At 70.9% G+C, this 22,689-nt stretch carries 22 protein-coding genes; 15 read left to right on the top strand and 7 right to left on the bottom strand.

Going from position 1 to position 22,689, the window contains the following annotated elements; genetic code table 11:
• Nucleotides 1–18: 18 nt before the first annotated feature.
• The 4 genes from ACK99Q_RS01525 to galK all read right to left on the bottom strand — a co-directional run bounded on the left by ACK99Q_RS01525 (nt 19) and on the right by galK (nt 4,162).
• Entirely contained in the window at nt 19–1,128 is a 1,110-nt protein-coding gene (locus ACK99Q_RS01525) for a GNAT family N-acetyltransferase (RefSeq protein ID WP_410184490.1), read from the bottom strand.
• The gene (locus tag ACK99Q_RS01520) at nt 1,125–1,955 is read right to left on the bottom strand and encodes a prephenate dehydratase (RefSeq protein ID WP_410186049.1); all 831 of its coding nucleotides are present in this window, start codon (nt 1,953–1,955) and stop codon (nt 1,125–1,127) included. Before ACK99Q_RS01520 ends, ACK99Q_RS01525 begins: the two co-directional genes overlap by 4 nt.
• Before the next feature lie 125 nt (nt 1,956–2,080).
• Nucleotides 2,081–2,935 carry a DUF559 domain-containing protein gene (locus tag ACK99Q_RS01515; protein ID WP_410184489.1) on the bottom strand — a complete coding sequence of 285 codons (855 nt, stop codon included), beginning with the start codon at nt 2,933–2,935 and terminating at the stop codon, nt 2,081–2,083.
• A 132-nt stretch (nt 2,936–3,067) separates the two neighbouring features.
• Nucleotides 3,068–4,162, bottom strand: a complete 1,095-nt coding sequence (gene galK, locus ACK99Q_RS01510) for a galactokinase (protein ID WP_410184488.1) — start codon at nt 4,160–4,162, stop codon at nt 3,068–3,070.
• Nucleotides 4,163–4,204: 42 nt separating this feature from the next.
• On the opposite strand from galK, the gene trpS reads away from it, so the two are divergent.
• Nucleotides 4,205–5,224, top strand: a complete 1,020-nt coding sequence (trpS, locus tag ACK99Q_RS01505; RefSeq protein ID WP_410184487.1) for a tryptophan--tRNA ligase — start codon at nt 4,205–4,207, stop codon at nt 5,222–5,224.
• Complete coding sequence (locus ACK99Q_RS01500; protein ID WP_410184486.1) at nt 5,221–5,733, top strand: 2'-5' RNA ligase family protein; 513 nt, start codon at nt 5,221–5,223, stop codon at nt 5,731–5,733. The genes trpS and ACK99Q_RS01500 overlap by 4 nt, the downstream gene beginning before the upstream one ends.
• A 1-nt stretch (nt 5,734) precedes the next feature.
• Here the strand turns inward: ACK99Q_RS01500 and ACK99Q_RS01495 are convergent, their stop codons facing one another.
• Entirely contained in the window at nt 5,735–6,613 is an 879-nt protein-coding gene (locus ACK99Q_RS01495) for a LysR family transcriptional regulator (protein WP_410184485.1), read from the bottom strand.
• Between the two features lie 81 nt (nt 6,614–6,694).
• On the opposite strand from ACK99Q_RS01495, the gene ACK99Q_RS01490 reads away from it, so the two are divergent.
• The 10 genes from ACK99Q_RS01490 (at nt 6,695) to ACK99Q_RS01445 (ending at nt 18,083) form a co-directional block, all read left to right on the top strand.
• On the top strand, nt 6,695–7,411 hold the full coding sequence (locus tag ACK99Q_RS01490; RefSeq protein WP_410184484.1) for a succinate dehydrogenase cytochrome b subunit: 717 nt from the start codon (nt 6,695–6,697) through the stop codon (nt 7,409–7,411).
• A 7-nt stretch (nt 7,412–7,418) separates the two neighbouring features.
• Complete coding sequence (locus tag ACK99Q_RS01485) at nt 7,419–9,377, top strand: fumarate reductase/succinate dehydrogenase flavoprotein subunit (protein WP_410184483.1); 1,959 nt, start codon at nt 7,419–7,421, stop codon at nt 9,375–9,377.
• Nucleotides 9,374–10,114 (top strand): succinate dehydrogenase/fumarate reductase iron-sulfur subunit, encoded by a 741-nt coding sequence (locus ACK99Q_RS01480; protein ID WP_410184482.1) that lies wholly within the window; start codon nt 9,374–9,376, stop codon nt 10,112–10,114. The genes ACK99Q_RS01485 and ACK99Q_RS01480 overlap by 4 nt, the downstream gene beginning before the upstream one ends.
• Before the next feature lie 127 nt (nt 10,115–10,241).
• Nucleotides 10,242–11,333 (top strand): hypothetical protein, encoded by a 1,092-nt coding sequence (locus tag ACK99Q_RS01475; protein WP_410184481.1) that lies wholly within the window; start codon nt 10,242–10,244, stop codon nt 11,331–11,333.
• A gap of 16 nt (nt 11,334–11,349) precedes the next feature.
• Nucleotides 11,350–12,693 (top strand): hypothetical protein, encoded by a 1,344-nt coding sequence (locus ACK99Q_RS01470; RefSeq protein ID WP_410184480.1) that lies wholly within the window; start codon nt 11,350–11,352, stop codon nt 12,691–12,693.
• 73 nt (nt 12,694–12,766) lie between these two features.
• Nucleotides 12,767–13,831 (top strand): hypothetical protein, encoded by a 1,065-nt coding sequence (locus tag ACK99Q_RS01465; protein WP_410184479.1) that lies wholly within the window; start codon nt 12,767–12,769, stop codon nt 13,829–13,831.
• Nucleotides 13,832–13,846: 15 nt separating this feature from the next.
• Complete coding sequence (locus ACK99Q_RS01460) at nt 13,847–14,908, top strand: hypothetical protein (RefSeq protein ID WP_410184478.1); 1,062 nt, start codon at nt 13,847–13,849, stop codon at nt 14,906–14,908.
• A gap of 18 nt (nt 14,909–14,926) precedes the next feature.
• The gene (locus tag ACK99Q_RS01455) at nt 14,927–16,270 is read left to right on the top strand and encodes a hypothetical protein (RefSeq protein ID WP_410184477.1); all 1,344 of its coding nucleotides are present in this window, start codon (nt 14,927–14,929) and stop codon (nt 16,268–16,270) included.
• A 101-nt stretch (nt 16,271–16,371) separates the two neighbouring features.
• Nucleotides 16,372–16,788: a MarR family transcriptional regulator gene (locus ACK99Q_RS01450; protein ID WP_179426284.1), complete on the top strand. Its 417-nt coding sequence runs from the start codon at nt 16,372–16,374 to the stop codon at nt 16,786–16,788.
• A complete protein-coding gene (locus ACK99Q_RS01445; RefSeq protein WP_410184476.1) occupies nt 16,785–18,083 on the top strand; it encodes an MFS transporter in 1,299 nt (432 codons plus the stop codon). The genes ACK99Q_RS01450 and ACK99Q_RS01445 overlap by 4 nt, the downstream gene beginning before the upstream one ends.
• On the opposite strand, the gene ACK99Q_RS01440 is transcribed toward ACK99Q_RS01445, so the two are convergent.
• Nucleotides 18,015–19,019, bottom strand: a complete 1,005-nt coding sequence (locus ACK99Q_RS01440) for an EamA family transporter (RefSeq protein WP_410184475.1) — start codon at nt 19,017–19,019, stop codon at nt 18,015–18,017. The two genes, ACK99Q_RS01445 and ACK99Q_RS01440, sit on opposite strands and share 69 nt — an antisense overlap.
• Nucleotides 19,020–19,057: 38 nt before the next feature.
• Here ACK99Q_RS01440 and ACK99Q_RS01435 point away from each other — a divergent pair, with 38 nt between their 5' ends.
• On the top strand, nt 19,058–19,588 hold the full coding sequence (locus ACK99Q_RS01435) for a CGNR zinc finger domain-containing protein (protein ID WP_410184474.1): 531 nt from the start codon (nt 19,058–19,060) through the stop codon (nt 19,586–19,588).
• 145 nt (nt 19,589–19,733) lie between these two features.
• Nucleotides 19,734–20,900, top strand: coding sequence for an amidohydrolase (locus ACK99Q_RS01430; protein ID WP_410184473.1), 1,167 nt, complete (start codon nt 19,734–19,736; stop codon nt 20,898–20,900).
• A gap of 19 nt (nt 20,901–20,919) precedes the next feature.
• Here ACK99Q_RS01430 and ACK99Q_RS01425 read toward each other — a convergent pair whose 3' ends face one another.
• Complete coding sequence (locus ACK99Q_RS01425) at nt 20,920–21,393, bottom strand: universal stress protein (RefSeq protein WP_410184472.1); 474 nt, start codon at nt 21,391–21,393, stop codon at nt 20,920–20,922.
• Nucleotides 21,394–21,554: 161 nt separating this feature from the next.
• Between ACK99Q_RS01425 and ACK99Q_RS01420 the strand changes: the two genes are divergently transcribed.
• A complete protein-coding gene (locus ACK99Q_RS01420; protein WP_410184471.1) occupies nt 21,555–22,601 on the top strand; it encodes a BMP family protein in 1,047 nt (348 codons plus the stop codon).
• Nucleotides 22,602–22,689: the final 88 nt, after the last annotated feature.

Below are 22,689 nucleotides of genomic sequence, written 5' to 3'. Positions count from 1 at the left end.
TGTACGCCCGGGCACCGACTACTGCGCGCGCAGCCGCTCGAAGAGGTGGTGGTCGGTGACCGTGCCGTCGACGAGACGCGCCGTCTTGTGCTCGGTGCCGTAGCGGGCGAAGCCGAGTGACTCCGCGATCCGCAGGCTGGCCGTGTTGCCCTCGGCGGCGACGATCGCCAGCCGATCGAGGTCGAGTCCGTCCGCGTCGAGGGCGTGGTCGACGACGGCCCGCACGGCCTCGGTCATGAGGCCGTCGCCGCGGGCGTCGGGGTGCATCCAGTAGCCGATCTCGCCGGTGCCGTGGGTCGGGCCGGTGAGCCCCATGACCGAGACGGTGCCGAGCAGCCGGTCGTCGTCGCGCGCGGCGATCGCCCAGGTCTCGCGGTCGCCCGTGGCGGCGTGCCACCACGAGTCGTGGACGTAGGAGCGTCCCTCGGCCGGGCCGTACGGATCGGGGAGGTTCGACAGGAAGTGCCGCGTGGAGGGATCGCTGCACGCCTCGACGATGCGCGGGACGTCGGTCGCGCGGAGGGGCCGCAGTCGCAGCCCCTCGGTGTCGAGCGTGGACTCGAGCCAGCGCGTGCGCGGCATCGGCGCGTCGCCGAAGCGGAGGGATCCAGTCCAGGCGTCGAGGATGCGGCCGCGCTCGATCAGCCGGTCGGGCTCGGTGCCGTACAGGCGGAACCCGCAGGCGTGCGCGACCCGCAGGCTGCCGACGTTGCCGACGTGGGCCGACCACTGGACGACCTCCTTGCCGGCCTCGACGAACGCGTGGTCGACGGCGAGGCGGACCGCGGCGGTCATGACGCCCTGCCCGCGGCAGTCGGGGTGCAGCGCGTAGCCGATGTCGGCGAGCGCCTCCTTGCCGCGCACGTCGACGTTGCCGGCGTAGCGCCCCTCGAACTCGATCGCCCAGCCCATGGCCGTGCCCTCGTTCCAGCCCCTCGGGATGACCTCGAGCGCGAACTGCTCGCTCATCGCGCGTGAGTGCGGGGTGGGGATCGCGGTCCAGCGGACCATGTCGGGGTCGTGCGCCATCTCGAGCGCGCGGTCGATGTCGGCCGGGGTGTGGGCGCGCAGCGTGACCATGCCGTCGGTGAGGACGGGGACGTTGAGCGGCCAGCCCGGCCCGGTCATCGGTGCTCGGCGCGGAAGGGGTCGGCGGGGTAGACGCCCAGCACCTTGATCTCGGTGGTGAAGAAGCGCAGCTCCTCCAGGGCGCGGGCCAGGCCCGGGTCGTCGGGGTGGCCGTCGACCTCGGCGAGGAACATCGTGGCGGTGAACTCTCCGCCGACCATGTAGCTCTCCAGCTTGGTCATGTTGATGCCGTTGGTCGCGAAGCCGCCGAGCGCCTTGTAGAGCGCCGCGGGCAGGTTGCGGACGTTGAAGATGAAGCTCGTGACGACGGGGCCGTTGCCGGAGGGGGCGCGACGGTCCTCGCGCGACAGCAGCACGAAGCGCGTGGTGTTGTGCTGCTCGTCCTCGATGTCGGAGGCGAGCACGTCGAGCCCGTAGATCCCGGCGGCGAGCGGCGGCGCGATGGCGGCGGCCGTGACGTCGTTCGCCTCGGCGATCTCGCGCGCGGCGCCGGCGGTGTCGCCGGAGATCAGGGGGGTCCAGCCGTGCTCGCGGATGATCCTTCGGCACTGGCCGAGGGCGTGCACGTGCGAGTGGACCGTCTTGATCGTGTCGAGCGTCGTGCCCGGCGTGCCCATGAGCGAGAACCGGATCGGCAGGAAGTGCTCGCCGACGATGTGCAGGTCGCTCGTGGGCAGGAAGTGGTGGATGTCCGCGACGCGCCCCGCGAGGGAGTTGTCGATCGGAATCATCGCCAGGTCGCAGCTGCCCGAGCTGACCGCGGCGAACGCGTCCTCGAACGAGGCGCACGGCACCGGCTCGGCGTCGGGATGGTGGAGGTCGATGACCAGGTGCGAGTTCGAGCCCGGCTCTCCCTGGTAGGCAATCCGCGTCACCGGCTCAGCGTATCGGGGGCCCCGGGGGACGAAGGATGAGGCATTCGGCCCACGGTGGGGACGAACGATGAGGCATTGGGGTACCGGAGCGGGGCGCAATGCCTCATCGTTCGTCCTCAGGCGGCGGCGCTGGTGGCGCGGAGCAGCTGGTCGATCACGCGGTCGGGCTCGTGGCGAATCGAGAACGAGGAGAAGGCGAGCACGCGACGGCCATCGATGACGAGCTCGTTCGAGCGATGCAGGTCGTCGCTCCACTGCTCGACAGCGAGGTGGGGGATCCCGTGGATCTCCACGGCGAGGTTGAACTGCGCCCACCAGACGTCGAGGTAGTACCGGCCGTCCTTGCCCTTCGCGCGCTCCTGTCGAGTGGGCCTCGGCAGCCGCGCGGCGGTCCGGAGCCCGTCGAAGTCGCGCTCGGGCAGGGACTGGATCCCGCCGCGCGCGTCGAGCACCGACTGGATGATCAGCGCCTTGCGCTTGCAGTTGCCGCGTCGCTCGAGCACCTCGCGCATCCGGCGGACACTCGTCAGCCGCTGCTGGAACGCGGCGATCACGAGCGCTCGCGCCCGTCGCGGCGTGGCCGCCCAGCTCGCCGCGTCGACGATGCTGCGCTCCAGGCTGGTGCGCCGCGGCTCGTTCGGCGGGACGTCGTCGGGGCCGAGCTGGGTGCTCCAGTGCAGCTCGAGGTCTCCCGGCGGTCGCCGACCTCCCTCCGGCAGGACGATCGAGACGCGCTCGGGGTCGAAGCCGCGCAGGCCCCAGCGGCGTGCCGCCGTGAGCCCGGCGAGCGCACTGCCCGCGGGACTGGCGGCGAGCCACGCGCGCTCCGTCTGGTCGAGGGTCAGCGGGCCGTTGTGCGTGACCACCACGCCGCGCATCGGCTGCTGCCACGCGCCTGAGCGGATGCGCTGTCGGACGACGGATCGGCCGTGGAAGGCGATGGCCCTGGCGGTGCTGAGAACGTCGAGCATGGGCCGACCGTCCCGCCCGCGGGTCCTCGCGACCAGAGCTCAGCGGACGGCTGTGGACGCCGGAGCGACGGGCCCCGCGCCTGTGGAGGACGAACGATGAGGCATTGCGCCCCGCTCAGGTACCCGAATGCCTCATCGTTCGTCCACCCGGGCGGCGGCGGGGGAGGGGCGGACGGTGAAGACGTGCGGGGGAGCCCAGGAGCGGGCGGCGAAGGCGGCCTCGGTGCGGGCGCGGAGGGGGTCGACCTGGTCGGGGCGCAGGAGGGCGATCGCGCTGCCGCCGAAGCCGCCGCCGGTCATGCGGGCGCCGAGGGCGCCGGAGGTGAGGGCGCTTTCGACCGCGACGTCCAGCTCCTCGCACGAGACGGCGAAGTCGTCGCGCAGGGACTCGTGGGACGAGGTCAGCATCGCGCCGAACTGGGCCCAGTCGCGCCGGCGCAGCGCCGTGACGGCGCCGCGGACGCGGGTGGTCTCGGTGAGCACGTGCCGGGCGCGCGCCTTGAGCGTCTCGTCCGTCAGCGACAGCAGCCCGTCGAGCTTGATCGCGGCCAGGTGATCCACACCCGCCGAGGACGCCGCCTCGGCGCACTCCCTCCGGCGCTCGGCGTACTCGCCACCGGCCAGTTCGTGGTGCGCGCCGGTGTCGATGACGGCCAGGACGAGGCCGTCGTCGGACCAGTCGGCGGGCACGGCCTCGGTGGCGGGAGGCGCGGCGGAGAAGTCGAGGTGCACCGCGTGCCCGTCCCGCGCGAACAGCACCGCGTACTGGTCCATCAGCCCGGTGGGCGCGCCGACGAAGTCGTTCTCGGCCCGCTGCGCGACGAGCGCCAGCTCCTCGCGCGGGCGCCCGGCCCCGGCGAGGTCCTCGAGCGCGAGCGCCACCCCGCACGTCAGCGCCGCGGACGAGGACAGCCCCGCGCCGACCGGCAGCGTGGACTCGAGCACGAGGTCGGCGCCGGACACGGGAACGCCCGCGGAGCGCAGCGCCCAGACGACGCCCGCGACGTAGGCGGACCAGCCCGTGACGTCGCCGGGGGAGGCGTCGACGGGGAGGGAGGCGCGCTCGCCGCGGCTCCACACGTTCACGACGCCGTCGTCGCGCCGGCGGGCCTTCACCAGCAGCGAGCGGTCGATCGCGATGGGCAGCGCGGCGCCGCCGTTGTGGTCGAGGTGCTCACCGATCAGGTTCACCCGTCCGGGAACCTGCCAACGGCGCACGTCGTCCACGCCGTTCACCCTACTCATCGGACGGCTGGCAGAATCGACCCCATGTCACGCCTCCCCCGTGCGTTGTCCGGCGCCCAGCCGACGGCTGATTCGTACCACCTCGGCAACTACATCGGCGCGTTCATGAACTGGGTCGCGCTGCAGGACGACTTCGAGGCGTTCTACTTCATCCCCGACATGCACGCGATCACGGTCGACTACGACCCGCAGCTGCTCGCCGAGCGCACGTACGTGGCCGCGGCGCAGATGCTCGCCGCGGGCGTCGACCCCGAGCGCAGCGCCCTGTTCGTGCAGAGCCACGTGCCCGAGCACGCCCAGCTGGCGTGGATCCTCAACGGCGTCACGGGCTTCGGCGAGGCCAGCCGGATGACCCAGTTCAAGGACAAGAGCGCCAAGTCCGGCACCGACTTCGCCAGCGTGGGCCTGTTCACCTACCCGATCCTCATGGCCGCCGACATCCTGATCTACCAGGCCGACAAGGTCCCGGTGGGCGAGGACCAGCGCCAGCACGTCGAGCTCACCCGCAATCTCGCGCAGCGGTTCAACCACCGCTTCGGCGAGACCTTCACCGTCCCCGAGGCGTACATCGTCAAGGAGACCGCGAAGATCTACGACCTGCAGGAGCCGACCAGCAAGATGAGCGGGTCGAACCCCGTCCACACGGGCGTCGTCGACCTCACCGACACCCCGAAGCAGGCCGCGAAGAAGATCAAGTCCGCCGTCACCGACAGCGAGACCGAGATCCGCTACGACGTGCAGGCCAAGCCCGGCGTCTCGAACCTGCTCACCATCTACTCGGTGCTCACCGGTCGCACGATCGACGACATCGTCAAGGCGTACGAGGGCAAGCAGTACGGCCACCTCAAGGTCGACCTCGCCGAGATCGTGGGCGAGCTCGTCGGCACGTTCGGCGCCCGCACCCGCGAGCTGCTCGACGACCGCGGCGAGCTCGACCGCATCCTCGCGGCGGGTGCCGCCCGGGCCCGCGAGGTCGCAGCGCCCACGCTCGACCTGGTCTACGAGCGCTCCGGCTTCACGAAGCCCCTGGGCGGCCGGGCGTGACCATCACCGTCGGCGTCTCGATCGCCATCCCGGAGCCCCACGGGGAGCTGCTGCGCGACAAGCGCCGCTCCTTCGGCGACGAGATGGCCGACCGGATCCCGAGCCACATCACGCTGGCCCCGCCGCTCGTGGTGGACGAGGGCGGCGTCGAGTCGCTGGCGCACGACCTGGCCGAGCTGGCCGACGTCTTCCAGCCGTTCACCGTGAGCCTGCTCGGCACCGGCACGTTCCGGCCGATCTCGCCCGTGGTGTTCATCGCGGTGAGCGAGGGCATCGCCCAGATCGAGACCCTCGCCGAGGGCGTCCGCAAGGCGATCGGCGCGCCGGATCCCGAGTTCCCGTTCCACCCGCACGTGACGATCGCGCACAACGTCCCCGACGCCGCCCTCGACGAGGCGCTGCACGACCTCATCGACTTCCGCTGCTCGTTCGAGGTCGACGCGTTCCACCTCTACGTCGACGACGCCGAGCAGGGCTGGCTGCCGACTTCCACCTTCCCGCTGGGCTGAGTCAGCCCTCCAGCGCCTCCACCAAGGTGGCGCGGAACGCCCGGGCCGCGAGCGGCAGCGTCTCCAGCGGCCGGTGCGCCACCGCGATGCTGCGCGAGAGCGGCGGGTTCTCCAGCGTCGTGCGGCGCAGGCCCGTGCGGGTGCCCATGACGATGTCGGGCACGACGGCGTGGCCGAGCCCGGACTCCACGAACCGCAGCACCGAGCCCATCTCGCCGCCCTCCACCGACAGCCGCGGCTCGAACCCGGCGGCCTGGCACGCGCGCAGCGTGACGTCGCGCAGGTCGTAGCCCTCGCGGAACATCACGAGCGGCAGCCCGGCGAGGTCGGCCACGTCCATCTGCTCGGGCATGTCGGAGTCGGCGGGGCTCGCCAGCACGAGGCGCTCGGTGTAGACGATCGAGGTCTCGAGGTCGGGGATCTGCGAGGCGAGCGGCACGATGAGCAGCGCCAGGTCGATGCGTCCCGAGGACAGCTCGGCGGTGAGGTCGCGCGAGCCGGCCTCGTGCACCTCGAGGTCGATCGCGGGGTGCTCGGCGCGGAACCGTCCCAGCACCGGCGCCAGCAGGCCCTCGACCATCGACGGCGTCGCGCCCATCCGCACCCGCCCGCGCTGGAGCGAGGCGACCTCGTGCACCGAGCGCGTGGCGTTGTCGGCCTCGATGAGGATGCGCTGGGCGTGGGGGAGGAGGGCCTCACCGGCGCTGGTGAGCTCGATGCCGGCGCGGTCGCGAACCAGCAGCCGGGTGCCGAGCGAGTTCTCCAGGGCCTGGATCTGCTTCGACAGGGTGGGCTGCGAGATGCCGAGGGTGTCGGCGGCGCGGGTGAAGCTGCGCTCGTCGGCGACGGCCACGAAGTAGGCGAGGTGGCGCAATTGCACGGGGCAACCATAGCCGATGTCTATGAAAGTTCGCCTTACTTCGACTTCGCGTGAATCGAGGAACGCGCCTAACCTGTGGCCGTGGCCACTTCCCAGATGACGCGCCTGCCCGCTCAGCGGTCAACGGTGGCGCTGAAATTCCTGATGGCGGTGACCGGCCTGATCATGGTCGGCTACCTGCTCCTGCACATGTACGGCAACCTCAAGGTCTTCGCGGGCCAGGAGGCGTTCGACGACTACTCGCACCACCTGCGCACCCTGGGCGAGCCCTACCTGCCCTACAGCGGCGCGCTGTGGATCATCCGCGTCGTGCTGCTCGGCTCGATCATCGGACACGCGTACGCGGCCGTCACCCTGTGGCGTCGCAACCGCAAGGCCGCCGGCTTCGTCGGTGGCAAGCGCTACCACTCGCCGCGCGGCAGCCGAGGCATCCAGCGCAGCTACGCCTCCTTCACCCTGCGGTGGGGCGGCGTCGTGATCCTGCTGTTCGTGGTCTACCACCTCCTGCACCTGACCGGGAACCAGATCCACCCCGGCGGCGCCAGCGACAGCCCGTACGACCGCGTCGTCAACGGCTTCGAGATCTGGTGGGTCGTGCTGTCCTACACGATCGCCCTGCTGGCCGTCGGCCTGCACCTGTGGCACGGCGTGTGGAGCGCCCTGACCACCCTCGGCGCCAACCACAGCGGCACCCGCACCGGATCGCGCCTGACCCCGCTGTCGTGGATCGTCGCGGGCGTCATCACCATCGGCTTCCTGATCCCGCCCTGGGCGATCCTGCTCGGGCTCGTCGACTGAGAGAGACATGAACATGGCTTTGGACTTTCACGTCGTCGGCGACGAGATCCGCGACACCGCCGCTCCGGCGGGCCCCATCGAGAAGCGCTGGGACGAGCACCGGGCGCACATGAACCTGGTCAACCCGGCCAACCGCCGCAAGCTCAACGTGATCATCGTGGGCACCGGCCTGGCCGGCGCCTCCGCGGCGGCCACGCTCGGCGAGGCCGGCTACAACGTCAAGTCGTTCTGCTACCAGGACAGCCCCCGTCGCGCGCACTCCATCGCGGCGCAGGGCGGCATCAACGCGGCGAAGAACTACCGCAACGACGGCGACTCGATCTACCGACTCTTCTACGACACGGTCAAGGGCGGCGACTTCCGCGCCCGCGAGTCGAACGTCTACCGCCTCGCGCAGGTGTCGGTGAACATCATCGACCAGTGCGTCGCGCAGGGCGTCCCGTTCGCCCGTGAGTACGGCGGCCTGCTGGACAACCGCTCGTTCGGCGGCGTCCAGGTCTCGCGCACGTTCTACGCGCGCGGCCAGACGGGCCAGCAGCTGCTGATCGGCGCCTACCAGGCGCTGGAGCGCCAGATCGGCCTCGGCACGGTGGAGATGTTCACCCGCCACGAGATGCTCGAGCTGATCATGGTCCCCGACGCCGACGGCACCGAGCGCGCCCGCGGCATCATCGTCCGCGACATGCTCACCGGCGAGGTCGAGACGCACCTGGCCGACGCGGTCGTGCTGGCCACCGGCGGCTACGGCAACGTCTTCTTCCTGTCGACGAACGCCATGGGCTCGAACGTCACGGCCACGTGGCGCGCGCACCGCAAGGGCGCCTACTTCGCGAACCCCTGCTACACGCAGATCCACCCCACCTGCATCCCCGTCTCGGGCGACTACCAGAGCAAGCTCACGCTGATGAGCGAGTCCCTGCGCAACGACGGCCGCATCTGGGTGCCGAAGAAGGCCGGCGACGACCGTCACCCGGCGGAGATCCCCGAGGACGAGCGCGACTACTACCTCGAGCGGATCTACCCCTCGTTCGGCAACCTCGTGCCGCGTGACATCGCGTCGCGCGCCGCGAAGTACCAGTGCGACGCCGGCAAGGGCGTCGGCCCCGGCGGCCTGGGCGTCTACCTGGACTTCGCCGAGGCGATCGAGCGGCTCGGCCGCCCGGCCGTCGAGGCCAAGTACGGCAACCTCTTCGACATGTACGCCCGGATCACCGGCGAGGACCCGTACACGCGTCCGATGCGCATCTACCCGGCCGTGCACTACACGATGGGCGGCCTCTGGGTCGACTACGACCTCCAGAGCAACCTCACGGGTCTGTTCGTGGCGGGCGAGGCGAACTTCTCCGACCACGGGGCCAACCGCCTCGGCGCCTCGGCGCTGATGCAGGGCCTGGCCGACGGCTACTTCGTGCTGCCGTACACGCTGGCGAACTACCTGTCGAAGGCGCCGTACGAGACGGTCCCCGAGGACCACCCGCGCGTCGTCGAGGCGCGTCAGGCGGTCGAGGAGCGCGTCGAGAAGCTGCTCTCCATCAACGGCACCCGCACGGTGGACTCCTTCCACAAGGAGCTCGGCCAGATCATGTGGGACTACTGCGGCATGGAGCGCACCGAGGAGGGCCTGATCAAGGCCATCCAGATGATCCGCGACCTCAAGGCGGAGTTCTGGAGCAACGTCAAGGTCACCGGCGAGGCCGAGGAGCTCAACCAGACGCTCGAGCGCGCCAACCGCGTCGCCGACTTCTTCGAGCTCGGCGAGCTGATGTGCATCGACGCGCTGAACCGCAACGAGTCCTGTGGCGGCCACTTCCGCGCCGAGAGCCAGACCGAGGACGGCGAGGCCCTGCGCCACGACGACCAGTTCGCCTACGTCGCGGCCTGGGAGTTCGCCGACAACCAGCCGGTCCTGCACAAGGAGCCGCTGGAGTACGAGTACGTCGAGATGAAGGCCAGGAGCTACAAGTGAAGATCACCGTTCGTATCTGGCGTCAGAAGAACGCCGAGTCCAAGGGGGAGATGGTCACCTACGGCCTGGACGACGTCAGCGAGGACATGTCGTTCCTCGAGATGCTCGACGTGCTCAACGAGCAGCTCACGCTCGAGGGCCAGGAGCCGGTGGCGTTCGACTCCGACTGTCGCGAGGGCATCTGTGGCTCGTGCGGCGTCGTGATCAACGGCATCCCGCACGGCCCCGAGGTCACCACGACCTGCCAGCTGCACATGCGCACGTTCCACGACGGCGACGTCATCGACATCGAGCCGTGGCGCTCCGGGGCCTTCCCGGTCGTCAAGGACCTCGTCGTCGACCGTGGCGCGTTCGACCGCATCATCCAGGCGGGCGGCTACATCACCGCGCCCACCGGCTCGGCGCCCGAGGCCAACAACATCGCAGTGCCGAAGGAGGACGCGGACCACGCGTTCGAGGCCGCCACGTGCATCGGCTGCGGCGCCTGCGTCGCGGCGTGCCCGAACGGCTCGGCGATGCTGTTCACGGCCGCGAAGATCACGCACCTGGGACTGCTGCCGCAGGGCCAGCCCGAGCGCGACTCGCGCGTCCTCGGCATGGTCGAGCAGATGGACTACGAGGGCTTCGGCGGCTGCACCAACATCGGCGAGTGCACGGCGGCCTGCCCCAAGGGCATCCCGCTGGACGTCATCAGCCGTCTGAACCGCGACCTGCGGAGCGCCCTCACCAAGGCGTGAGCAGCGGCTGAGTCGCATGAAGGGGTCCACCGCGAGGTGGGCCCCTTCGTCATTCCCCTCTTCGCCGGGACCGCTGTGACGTAGGGTGCGAGGGCGGCCCGCTGCCGCCGACTTCCGGGGGGAACCGATGAGGCACCACGCACGACCCGTCCTGCTCGCCGTCCTCGGGCTGCTCGCCGGCCTGATGATGGCGCCCGCGAGCGCGGCCCCCGCGGCTCCTGCGGCGGGGCCCACGATCTCGGGCACGGTGAGCATGGCGGGCTACGCGGGCCCGGACTCGTTCCCGGGCGTCAGCGTGGAGCGGCCCCTGGTCGTGCAGGCGTTCTCCCAGGTGGAAGGCCGGTGGACGAAGGTGAGCGAGGTCAGCACCGGGGGTGGAGGCGCCGACGGGCTGGGGATCCGCTCGGACGGCTCCTACACGCTCGCCCTCAAGGTCGCGTACGACGACGTCCGGCTGAGGTTCCGGCAGCTCCGCTACCTGGAGGACTACGGGATCCCGTACCCCCCGGACGCCCCCGACACGCGCGCCGCGGAGCTCCAGACGGTCTTCTGGGACGGCACCCCGGGCGGCGCCCTCACGATCGACGAGGCCCAGCCCATCGACCTGAGGACCGGGTCCGCGGTCGACCGAAACATCACGATGCGGCTCTCCGAGAAGATCCGCGTCACGAGCCGTCCCCGGATCACGGGCGTGGCCTCGCCCGGGCAGGTGCTCACCGCGCAGCCCGGCACCTACACTCCTGCAGCGTCCTCCGTGACGTACCGATGGGCCCTCCGCGAGTACGACAACGGGGAGTACACGTACTCCTACCCGACCGTCGCGACGGGACGGACGTTCCGGGTCACGTCCGCGCACCTCGGTAGACGACTCGCCCTTGAGGTGGAGCCGGCGCGGATCGGGTTCGAAGCTCCGCTCGTGCAGACGGCGGATCTGCTCGTGAAGAGCCGCAGCCGATTCGCGGTGAAGGCCAAGCCCGGCAAGCGCAAGGCCACGGTGACGATCGCGATCAAGGCGCCGGGTGTGGCGACGTCCCGGATCCACGGCAAGGCGTCGATCTACGCCAAGGGCAAGCGCATCAAGACGGTGAACGTCCGGAACGGGAAGGCGACCTTCACGATCGCGAAGCAGAAGAAGGGCAAGCGCACGTACACGGTGCGCTACTCGGGCAACCGGATCATCACGTCGTCGACGAAGTCGCTCAGGATCGCCATCCGCTGAGACCAGGAGTGCCGAGATGAAGAACGCCACCCGAGCCGCGTTCGTCGCGGTGCTCGCCGTCGTCGCAAGCCTGCTGCTGGCTCCTGCCGGTGCCGCTCAGCCGTCGGGCCCGGCCGCCGTGGGCACGATCTCCGGACGGATCACGGCTCCCGCGGGCTACGCGGGCGGGAAGGTCATCGACGTGTCGCTGCGTCGGCTGAGCGCCGAGGGAGCGTGGGTCGAGGTCACCAGCACGCTCGTCGGGGCCGGCTCGACGTACACGCTGAGCGCACCGACGGCAGGCACCTACCAGGTCCGTGCCGAGATGACGTTCTCCGACTCCGCGACGCCGAGCCGCCGGATCACCGTCTCGAAGGGCACTCGGGTGACCGGGGTGGACCTCGCGATCCGCCCCGATCCCACCGTGTCGGGCACGATCACGGCCGACGGCTTCGACCTCGCGCTGCTGAGGCCCGGCGGGGACGACGACGATCGCGGCCTGAGCGCTCACGTGTGGGGGCGCATCGACGGTCATTGGGAGCGCGTCGCCGAGCGCACGCGACTCGGAAGGCTCGAGGGCGCCCCGGTGTACGTGGCCGCGGACGGCAGGTACAGGTTCTCGGTGCCGGGCTTCTACGAGGTCGTCCGAGTCCAGTTCCACCAATCGGTCTGCGACGACTGGGATCGGTGCCGTCGCTTCGGTCGGGCGCCCCAGGTCGCGCGCGCGTACTGGGACGGCACTCCGGACGGTGGGACGAGCTTCGCCGGCGCGGCCGACCTCGACCTCCGCTCCGGGCCGGTGGTCGACAAGGACATCACGCTGAAGGCCGCCGTGGAGCTTCGCGCGGTCGCGGAGCCTCGCATCGCCGGCACGGTGGGGGTCGGCGAGGTGGTGACGGCCCGCGTGGGCAGCTACGTCCCGGGGCCCACGGCCCGCGACCACCGGTGGATCGGCCAGATCCGCGGATCCGACCGGCTGCTCGGTCGCGGACGCACCTTCCGGGTCCCGGCGAGCCTGCTGGGTCACGCGCTCGCCCTCCAGGAAACGCCCTCGCGCCCCGGATTCGAGGCGCCCGTGCAGCGAAGCCGGCACTACCTCGTGAAGAGCGCGGCCCGGCTCGCGATCACGGCCCAGCCCGGCAAGGGGCGAGCGACCGTCAGGATCCGGATCACGGCGCCGGTCGTGTCGAAGGCCCAGCTGCACGGCAAGGCGTCGATTTACGCCAAGGGCAAGCGGATCAAGACGGTGAACGTGCGGGACGGCAAGGCCACGATCACGATCACGAGTCAGGCGCGGGGCAAGCGCAGGTACACGATCCGTTACTCCGGCAACCGCCTCGTGACGTCGCCGACCACCTCGCTGCGGATGGCCATTCGCTGAGGGCCTCGCGGTGTCCCCGCGGTGGCCTATGGTGTGCAAGGCGGTACAAGTCTGCGAGTTTTCGGGGAGAACCATGAACACCACCACTCGGCGCATCGTCGTCGCGCTGCTCGCGCTCACCGCGAGCCTGCTGCTCGCGCCCGCGAACGCCGCGCCACGTGCGGCCGCCGCCCCGGTGATCATCTCCGGGAACGTCAGCGCGGAGGACTTCGACCTCGAGTCCTTCGCGGCGCGGGAGACGATCCGCGTGAAGGCGTTCGCGTTCGTGAGCGGGGTCTGGGAGGACGTGGGCAGCGGCTTCGTCCGGTTCCCGGGAGCCGCCGTGGGAGACGGCCGGTTCACCCTCACCGTCGACCCCGAGCTCGGCTCGGTCCGGCTCAAGCTCTTCCAGGGCCACTGCCTGGACGACTTCGGCCACGCGTGTGAGACCGGTGCCTACGACATCCCGGCTCCCGAGGTCCGGACGACCTACTGGTCCGCCGGCAGTGCGCACGGGGTGCCTCGACTCGAGGACGCCTCCGACATCGACGTGACCGCCGGGGATGTCGATGTTCGGGACATCACGCTCGAGCGGTCGAAGAAGGTCAGGGCGACCGTGCGTCCGACCATCACCGGCAGTGCCGTGCCCGGCCAGGTGCTGACGGCGCACCCGGGCACGTGGGAGCCGGCCGCCTCGTCCGTCGGACTGACGTGGCTCGTCGGGTCGGGGTCCACGCTGGGCGAGTACGACATGCCCGCGGGGACGGGGCGCACCTTCCGGCTCACGACGGATCATGTGGGCGCCTCGATCGCCCTGCAGGCCAGGCCGAGCGTCTTCGACCACGAGTCGCCGATCCTGCAGACCCCGTACGTGATCGTGCGGGCCCGTAGCGCGCTCGCGGTGAAGGCCAAGGCGGGCAGGCGCACGGCCACGGTGACGCTCGCGGTGAAGGCTCCGGGCGCCTCGAAGGCGCAGATGCAGGGTAAGGCGTCGATCTATGCCAAGGGCAAGCGGATCAAGACCGTCAACGTCAGGAACGGCAAGGCCACGATCAAGATCGCCAAGCAGAAGAAGGGCAAGCGCACGTATACGGTGCGCTACTCGGGCACCTGGCGGATCCTGCCGTCGACGAAGTCCCTCAAGATCGCCATCCGCTGACGCGGGAAGGACCCCATGAAGAGCATGACCCGAGCCGCGCTCGTCGCGGTCATCGCACTTGTCGCGAGCCTGCTGATGGCGCCGGCCGGGGCGGCGGCGCGCGTGGCGGCAGACCCCGTGACCATCTCGGGCCGGATCACCCCCCAGGCCTTCGACCTCGAGTCGTTCGCGATGCGGTCGCCGATCGAGGTGCGCGCCCTGGCGAAGGTCGGCGGCGCGTGGGAGACGGTCGGCTACGCCGCCACGCGATCGGCCTACGGCCCCGCCGACGGGGTCGAGCTCGACGGCTCCTTCGTGCTGCGTGTGGCAGCCGGGCACCCGGTCGTCCGGCTGAAGTTCGCGCAGCGGCGCTGTGAGGACCAGTACGACGATTGTCACCACGACGCCCCGGACGTGCTCACGTCCTACTGGAACGGCACGGCGTCCGGAGCGCTCACGCTGGCCGACGCCCGCGACATCGCCCTGGACTCGGGGCCGGTCACCGACGCGGACATCACGCTGCGTCGCGCGCCGAAGCTCCGACCTGAGACGAGCCCGTCCGTCGCGGGCGTCGCCTCGCCCGGACGGGTCCTGACCGCCCGACCCGGTACCTACGCGCCCGGCGCCACCTCGGCCACGTACGTGTGGTGGTACGGGAACCACGACGGGAGCGGGGACGGCGAGTACGACCGGCAGGTCGGCACCGGTCCCACGTTCCGTCCGACCGCGGGGATGCTCGGCGGCTCCCTCAGGCTGGAGGTCCTGCCCGCGCGGCTCGGTCACGAGGCCCCGACCGTCATCTCCGACTACGTCAGGGTCACGAGTCGCAGCTCGATCGCGGCGAAGGCGAAGCCCGCCAAGCGCAGGGCGACCGTCACGATCACCATCAAGGCGCCCGGCGTGGCGACGTCGCGCGTCCACGGCAAGGCCTCGATCTACGCCAAGGGCAAGCGCATCACGACGGTCACCGTGAAGAACGGGAAGGCCACGTTCAAGATCAGCAAGCAGAAGAGGGGCAAGCGGACCTACACGGTGCGCTACTCCGGGAACCGGATCATCAGCTCCTCGACCACGTCCCTGAAGATCGCCATCCGCTGACGCGGAAAGGACGCCACCATGAAGAAGATGTCCCGGGCCGCGCTCGTCGCGGTGCTCGCCCTCGTCGCGAGCCTGCTGATGGCTCCTGCGGGTGCCGCGCCCGTCGCGGCAGCTGCTCCGGCGGGTTCCATCTCCGGCACCATCACCTCGACCGCCGACCTCCCGCCGGACGTGCTCGAGGCGTCGGTGTTCGTGTACCGGAGGGACGCGAAGGGCACGTTCCTGCTCGAGAACGTCTACACGCGGGTCGTCGGACAGCCCTACACGGTGCCTGCGCAGTCGGCAGGCACGTACCGCGTCGAGGTCCACCTCGACGAGTGGGGCGTCGCGATGCGCGCCCCCGTCACCGTGACGGTCGGTCAGGGAGCGGCCGTGACCGGCGCCGACGTCGTGCTGGACCCCCAGCCCCGGGTGTCGGGACGGATCACGATGGAGGACTTCGACCTCGACACGCTCCAGGAGGGCCGACCCCTGTACGTCGTGGCCCTGGCGAGGGTCGCGGGGGAGTGGAAGCCGGTCGGCTGGGTCGACCGGCTCACCTATGGCGATCCCGCGCTGCGCATCCACCGCGACGGCACCTTCGCCCTCGCGGTCGAGGGGCCGCACCCGGTCGTGCGGCTCAAGTTCGTGCAGCCGTACTGCGGAGACGTGCTCGAGCGCCTGGCGTGCGACCTCGGTGTCGCTCCCGAGGTCGTGACGACGTTCTGGGACGGCACCACGCGCGGTGCGTCGACCGTGGACGCCGCAGCGGACATCGACGTGTCGGCCGGATCCGTCGAGGGTCGCGACGTCTCGATGCGGCGCTCGCAGCAGATGCGCTTCACGGCCGAGCCCACGATCACGGGGAGTCCGGTGCCGGGCCAGGTGCTCACGGCGCAGCCCGGCACGTACTCGCCGGCGGCGACGGCCTTCACCTACACGTGGTCGGCCGTCGACATCGGGAGCAGCTCCGAGTACCGGGTCGTGGGGACGGGTCGCACCTTCCGGGTCCCGGCGAGCTTCGCGAACCACGCGGTGCGCGTCACCGTCCTGCCGAGCCGCCCGGGCTACGAGGTGCCGAGGCTGTCGACACAGACACGGATCAAGAGCCCGAGCCGGGTCGGTCTGAAGGCGAAGGCCGGCAAGGGGAAGGCCACCGTCTCCGTCTCGGTCACGTCGCCCGAGCACCGATCGACCAGTCTCAACGGCAAGGCCTCGATCTACGCCAAGGGCAAGCGGATCAAGACGGTCACGGTCCGCCGCGGCCAGGCCACGATCACGATCGGCAAGCAGAAGAAGGGCAAGCGCACCTACACCGTCCGCTACTCCGGCAGCTGGATCACGACCCCGTCGCAGCGGTCGATCAGGATCGCCATCCGCTGAGCTCGAGACGAAGGGGCCCGCCACTGCGGCGGCCCCTTCGTCGTGCCCGGGGGTGACCGCGATCTCTTTCCTTAGCATGGTTAATGAACTATGCTAAGGACATGCCCACCGATTCCCAGCGACTCGCCCAGGCGGTGGCCCGACTCAACCGGAGGCTGCGCCAGGAGCGCCAGTCCGACCTGACCGCCACCCAGCTCTCCGTGCTGGGGTCCGTGCGCGTCCTCGGATCCGCGACGCCCAGCCAGATCGCCGCGCGCGAGCGCGTGTCCCAGCCCTCGGTCGCCCGGACCCTGAAGTGCCTGCTCGAGGACGCCTACGTCCTGAAGAACCCCCACCCCGACGACGGCCGCCAGGTCCTGATCTCGATGTCCGACCTCGGCGAGAAGGTCCTCGCCGAGGAGCGCCAGCGCCGCGACCTGTGGCTCGACAGCCGCCTGACCTCCCTCACCTCCGACGAGCGCGCACGTCTCCGGGATGCCACCGACCTTCTGGTCAGGCTCGCGGAGGACGACGCGTGAGCCCCACCTTCCGCAGCCTCTCGATCCGCAACTACCGCGTCTATGCGATGGGCGCCCTGGTGTCGAACGTCGGCACCTGGATGCAGCGCGTCGCGCAGGACTGGCTCATCCTCGTCCTCACCGGCAGCGGCACCGCCCTGGGCATCACCACGGGCCTGCAGCTGCTGCCCGCCCTGCTGTTCAGTCCCGTCGCCGGCGTCGTCGCCGACCGGTTCCCCAAGCAGCAGGTGCTCAAGTGCACCCAGCTCGCGATGGCGATCCCCGCGGCGGTGCTCGGCGTGCTCGCCGTCACCGGAACGGTGGAGGCCTGGCACGTCTACGTCATCGCCTTCGTCTTCGGCGTCGGCACGGCCTTCGACGCGCCCGCGCGTCAGTCGTTCGTGGCCGAGATGGTCGGGCAGGAGGACCTGCCCAACGCCGTCGGGCTGAACTCGGCGTCCTTCAACACCGCCCGCATGATCGGTCCCGCGCTGGCCGGCCTGCTGATCGCCTGGCTCGGCAGCGGCGCCGAGGCGACCGGCTGGGTCATCCTCGTGAACGCCGCCAGTTACCTCGCGGTGATCGCGTCGCTGACCTCGCTCGACACGCGCCGGCTGCGTCCCTCGCCCGTGTCCGGCAGTCGCAAGGGCGCCGTGTGCGAGGGCGTGCGGTACGTCCGCTCCCGGCCCGATCTCGTGCTGCTGCTGACCTGCGTGTTCTTCGTCGGCACGTTCGGCATGAACTTCCAGATGACGTCCGCGCTCATGGCCACCGAGGTCTACGGCAAGGGCGCGAGCGAGTACGGCATCCTCGGCTCGGTCCTGGCGATCGGCTCGCTGGCGGGCGCGCTGCTGGCGGCGCGCCGCACGCGTCCGCGACTGCTGTTCGTCGTGGTCGCCGGCATGACGTTCGGCATCGGCGAGATCCTCGCCGGCCTCATGCCGAGCTACCTCACGTTCGCGCTGGTCCTGCCGCTGCTGGGACTGTCGTCGCTGACGATGGTCACGTCGGCCAACGGCCTCATCCAGCTGACGTCCACCCCGCAGATGCGCGGCCGCGTGGCGGCGCTCTACCTCATGGTCTTCATGGGCGGCACGCCGCTCGGGGCACCGCTGATCGGCTGGATCGGCGAGGCGTTCGGAGCGCGCTGGACGATGATCGTCGGCGGTGCGCTGTCCGCGCTCGGCGTGGGCGTGGCCGCGGCGCTCTACGCCCGCACGCACCACCTGTCCGCGCGCGGCAGGGTCTCACCCGCGATGCGGAGGCTCCTGCGCCGGCAGCGGCTCGACGAGGAGGTCCTGGTCGCCGCCGACTGAGACCACCTCGCGCTCGCCGAGCTTGACGACCACGATGCCGCCGAGGATCAGCAGGGCGCCGACCAGCTGGAGGGGCTTGGGCACCTGGTCGAGCAGGACCCAGGCGAAGCCCAGGCCGGCGGCGACCTCGGTGAGCGCCACGAAGGACGCCAGCCGGCCGCCGAGGTGGCGGGCCGCGGCGATGCCCGTGCCGTAGGCGAGCGCGGCGGCGACGAAGCCGAGCACGAGCACCGGCACCCACCACGGGACCGAGCCGGTGGCGAACGTGACCTGCTCCTTGGTCATCGTGAAGGGCAGCAGCCCCGTGGCCGCGACGATCCAGAACGTCACCGAGGCCACCATCAGTCCGCCCGCGGCGAGCGTCAGCGGCGGCAGGCCGCTCGAGTCGTCCGCCGACATCACGAAGTACGCGGCGGCGCCGGTCATGGCGACGAGCGCGAGCAGCACGCCGATGAGGTCGAGCTCGGCGCCACCGAAGACGTCGAGCAGCAGGGCCAGGCCGACGGCGGCCACGACGGCGCCGATCAGGGTGAAGCGGCCCGGGCGCTGACCGTGCGCGAGCCACATCCACAGCACCACGGCCACGGGGGCGGTGTACTCGATCAGCAGGGCGATGCCGACGTCGAGCCGCTGGACGGCCATGAAGTAGAAGAGCTGCGCGCAGACCACCGCGGTGAGGCCGTAGAGCACGATCGTGCGGGCGTGGGTGAGCAGCAGGCCGTAGCGGCCGCGGATCGCCAGCAGGCCGGGGATCGCGAGGACCAGGGCGGCGAGGCTGACGCGCACCGCGAACGCGGCGCCTGGCGACCAGCCGGCGTCCATCAGGCCGCGGGCCATCGTGCCCGAGGTGCCGAACGACAGGGCCGAGGTGACGGCGAGGAGCAGTCCGGTGGGGGTGTGGCGGGCCACGGCCGCGTCAGGAGTGTCCACGCTCATGGGTCATGACGCTAGACCTCGTGGCGTAAGGTGTCAACATGGTCTTCACTCCTGACGTGAGCGACGCCCTCGGGGCCGCCTCCGAGCTGGCCAACTCGGCCCTGGAGCCCGACACGCTCGAGACCCTGTCCGACCTCACCGAGTTCTTCGACCGCTGGGGCTACACCGGCGCCCGGCCCCGTACGCGGGCCGACCTCGACGCAGTGCGTGACGTCCGGTCCCGGCTGCGCGAGCTGCTGCGCGCCGACCGCGACGCCGCCGTCGACCTCGTCAACGCGATCCTCGCCGAGCAGCAGGCCGTGCCCCGGCTGGTCCGTCACGACCGGCTCGACTGGCACGTGCACGCGATCGCCGACGACCGCCCGCTGCACGAGCGGGTGCTCGTCGAGACGGCGCTGGCGATGATCGACGTCATCCGTGCCGACGAGATGGAGCGCCTCGGCGTCTGCGCCGCCTCGGACTGTGACGGCGTCGTCGTCGACTTCTCGCGCAACCGCTCCCGCAAGTTCTGCAGCACCACCTGCGGCAACCGCGAGGCGCAGGCCGCCTACCGGGCTCGGCAGGCGTGACAGTTTCCCCGGTTAACCGGGGAAACTGTCACTTCGCGAGGTTCGCAACCCTCGCGAAGTGACAGGAAACCTCGTGAAGTCGCGCGGTGTCCTCGATCTGAGATGCCCGGCCCCGGTGGGTCGAGCGGCGTAGAGTGGACAGGTCATGACGTTCCAGGAACACATCGCACGCGCCGTGGAGACGGCGACCCCCGACCTCATCGAGCTGAGGCGCGATCTACACGCGTTCCCCGAGCTGTCCTGGCAGGAGGAGCGCACCACCGACCTCGTGTACGCGTGGATGGACAAGCTCGGCCTGAGCCCCCAGCGCTTCGACGGCACCGGCCTGTCGGTCGACATCGGCCCGAGCGGCGGTCCCATCGTGGCCCTGCGCGCCGACCTCGACGCGCTGCCGATCCTCGACACCACGCAGGACCCCTGGCGGTCCAAGAACCCGGGCGTCGCGCACGCCTGCGGCCACGACGTCCACGTCTCGGCGCTCATCGGCGCGGCCACCGCCCTCGCTGCCGCGGACCGCGCGATCGGCCTGCCCTACCGCGTCCGCCTGATCTTCCAGCCCGCCGAGGAGGTCATGCCCGGCGGTGCGCTGCGGCTGCTCTCCGACGGCGTCCTGGCCGGCGTGAGCCGCATCTTCGCCCTGCACTGCGACCCGTCGCTCGACGTCGGCCGCGTCGGCATCCGCGAGGGCGCCATCACGGGCGCCTCAGATCAGATCCACGTCGTCCTCAACGGCCGCGGCGGGCACACGTCGCGCCCGCACCTCACCGAGGACCTCACGTTCGCGCTCGGCAGCCTCATCACCCAGCTGCCCGCCGTGCTCTCGCGCCGCTTCGACCCGCGCGCGGGCGCGAGCCTCGTATGGGGCCAGGTCAGCGCCGGCAACGCGGCCAACGTCATCCCGGCCGTCGGCGAGCTCAAGGGCACCCTGCGGATGCTCGACGCCGCCGCCTGGCACGACGCCGAGCACCTCGTGCGCGGCATCATCGCCGACATCGTCGAGCCGTTCGGCGTAGGCGTCGACCTCACCTACACGCGCGGCGTGCCGCCGGTGGTCAACGACTTCGCCGTCACCGAGCGGCTGCGCCACGCCGTGACGAACGCGCTCGGTCCCGAGGGCGTGGCCACCACCGCGCAGAGCCTCGGCGGCGAGGACTTCGCCTGGTACGTCGAGACGCTGCCCGGCACGATGGCCCGCCTCGGCACCCGCACGCCGGGCGGTCCCACGTACGACCTGCACCAGGGCAACCTGCGCGTCGACGAGCGGGCGATCGCGGTGGGCGCGCTCGTGCTCGCCAACGCCGCGGTCGCCTGACCCGGACGCGGGGGAGCGGTCAGGCCTCGGGCTCGGACTGCGCCGGGTCCTCGTCGGCGCCGCGCACGACCACGACGGGGCACGGGGCCGAGCCCACGGCGTGCTCGCTGACCGAGCCGAGCATGAGGCCCTTGAAGCCGCCGAGACCGCGCGGTCCCACGACGAGCAGCGACGCGCCCTCGCTGGCCTCGACCACCACGGTGGCGGGCTGGCCGCGCTCGACCTTCAGCGTTACCTCGACGTCCGGGTGCGCCGCCAGCAGCTCGCGCGTCTGCTCCTCGAGGCGCTCGCGCACCGCGTCGGCATAGTCCGACGCCGGCGGCACGTAGCCGAACTCGTGCGTCTTGGGCTTGGGCGCGGTGCGCATCGTCCACGCGCGCACGATCGTGACGGGCATGTGGGCGCGCTCGGCCAGCACGAGCGCCCAGCGCAGGGCCTGGTCGGCGAAGGAGGAGCCGTCGTGGCCGACGACGATGGGTCCGGAGAAGGGCATGTCTCGATCCTAGGACCCTCGGGGGCCGGGCTTTTGATTACGGTTCGGTGACAGTTGCCCCCGTCTGACCCGACTCGGTCCGAGGTCGCCCTCCCAGCACTTAGGGTCGTCCTGACATCGCGTGCGCCCCTCGTGTCGGGCGCAGCCCTTGAGGAGGAAAAGTGCGTCGATTGAACAAGCTGACCGCAGCGGCCGCCGTGACCGCTCTGGTCTTCGCCGGAGCCGGCTGCTCGAAGAAGAGCACCGACGACGAGAGCGCCGCTGGCGAGGACTGCGTCGAGAAGGGCGACATCAAGGTCGGCATGGCCTTCGACGTCGGCGGTCGTGGTGACCAGTCCTTCAACGACTCCGCCGCCAAGGGCCTCGACAAGGCCGCGTGCGAGCTGGGCTTCGAGGTCAAGGACGCCGAGGCGCAGGACGGCGAGCCCGAGTCCGCTCGCGAGGAGCGTCTCCAGCAGCTCGTGGACGCCGGCTACAACCCGGTCGTCGCGGTGGGCTTCGCCTACTCCGCCGCCGTGGGCAAGATCTCCAAGGCCAACCCCGACGTGAACTTCGCGATCGTCGACGACGCCGTCGCCGCGGACAACGTCACCAACCTGCTGTTCGCCGAGGAGCAGGGCTCGTTCCTGGTCGGCGCGGCTGCCGCGCTCAAGTCCGAGACCGGCACGGTCGGCTTCGTCGGCGGTGTCGACACCGAGCTGATCCACAAGTTCGAGGCGGGCTACAAGGCCGGCGCCAAGGCCGTCAACCCGGACATCAAGGTCCAGTCGGTCTACCTGACCACGCCGCCGGACTTCAGCGGCTTCGGTGACCCGGCCAAGGGCAACACGGCCGCCACCGGCATGTTCGAGAAGGAGGCCGACGTGGTCTACCACGCCGCCGGCGGCTCGGGCGGCGGCGTCTTCCAGGCCGCCACCGACGCGGGCAAGTGGGCCATCGGCGTCGACTCCGACCAGGCCAAGACCGCCGACGAGTCGGTGCGCGACAGCATCCTGACCTCGATGACGAAGAACATCGACGTCGCGGTCTTCGACTTCCTCAAGGGCGTCGAGGCGGGCGACATCAAGACCGGCCCGCAGGTCTACGACCTCAAGGTCGACGGCGTCGGCTACTCCACCACCGGTGGTCACGTCGACGACATCAAGGACAAGCTGGACGAGTACAAGCAGCAGATCATCGACGGCACCATCACGGTGCCCTCGAAGTGAGCGTGTCCTCGAAGCACTGAGGCCCGCGGCCCGGCCCTGCGCGATAGCGTGGGGCCGGGCCGCCCCTTTGGGTCCGCCGACCACCAGA

This window comes from Aeromicrobium sp. MLTX1, from assembly GCF_046452335.1.
Lineage (GTDB): Bacteria > Actinomycetota > Actinomycetes > Propionibacteriales > Nocardioidaceae > Aeromicrobium.
The sequence above is the reverse complement of the archived record's forward strand: the minus strand, read 5'-3'. Positions and strand labels throughout refer to the sequence as shown.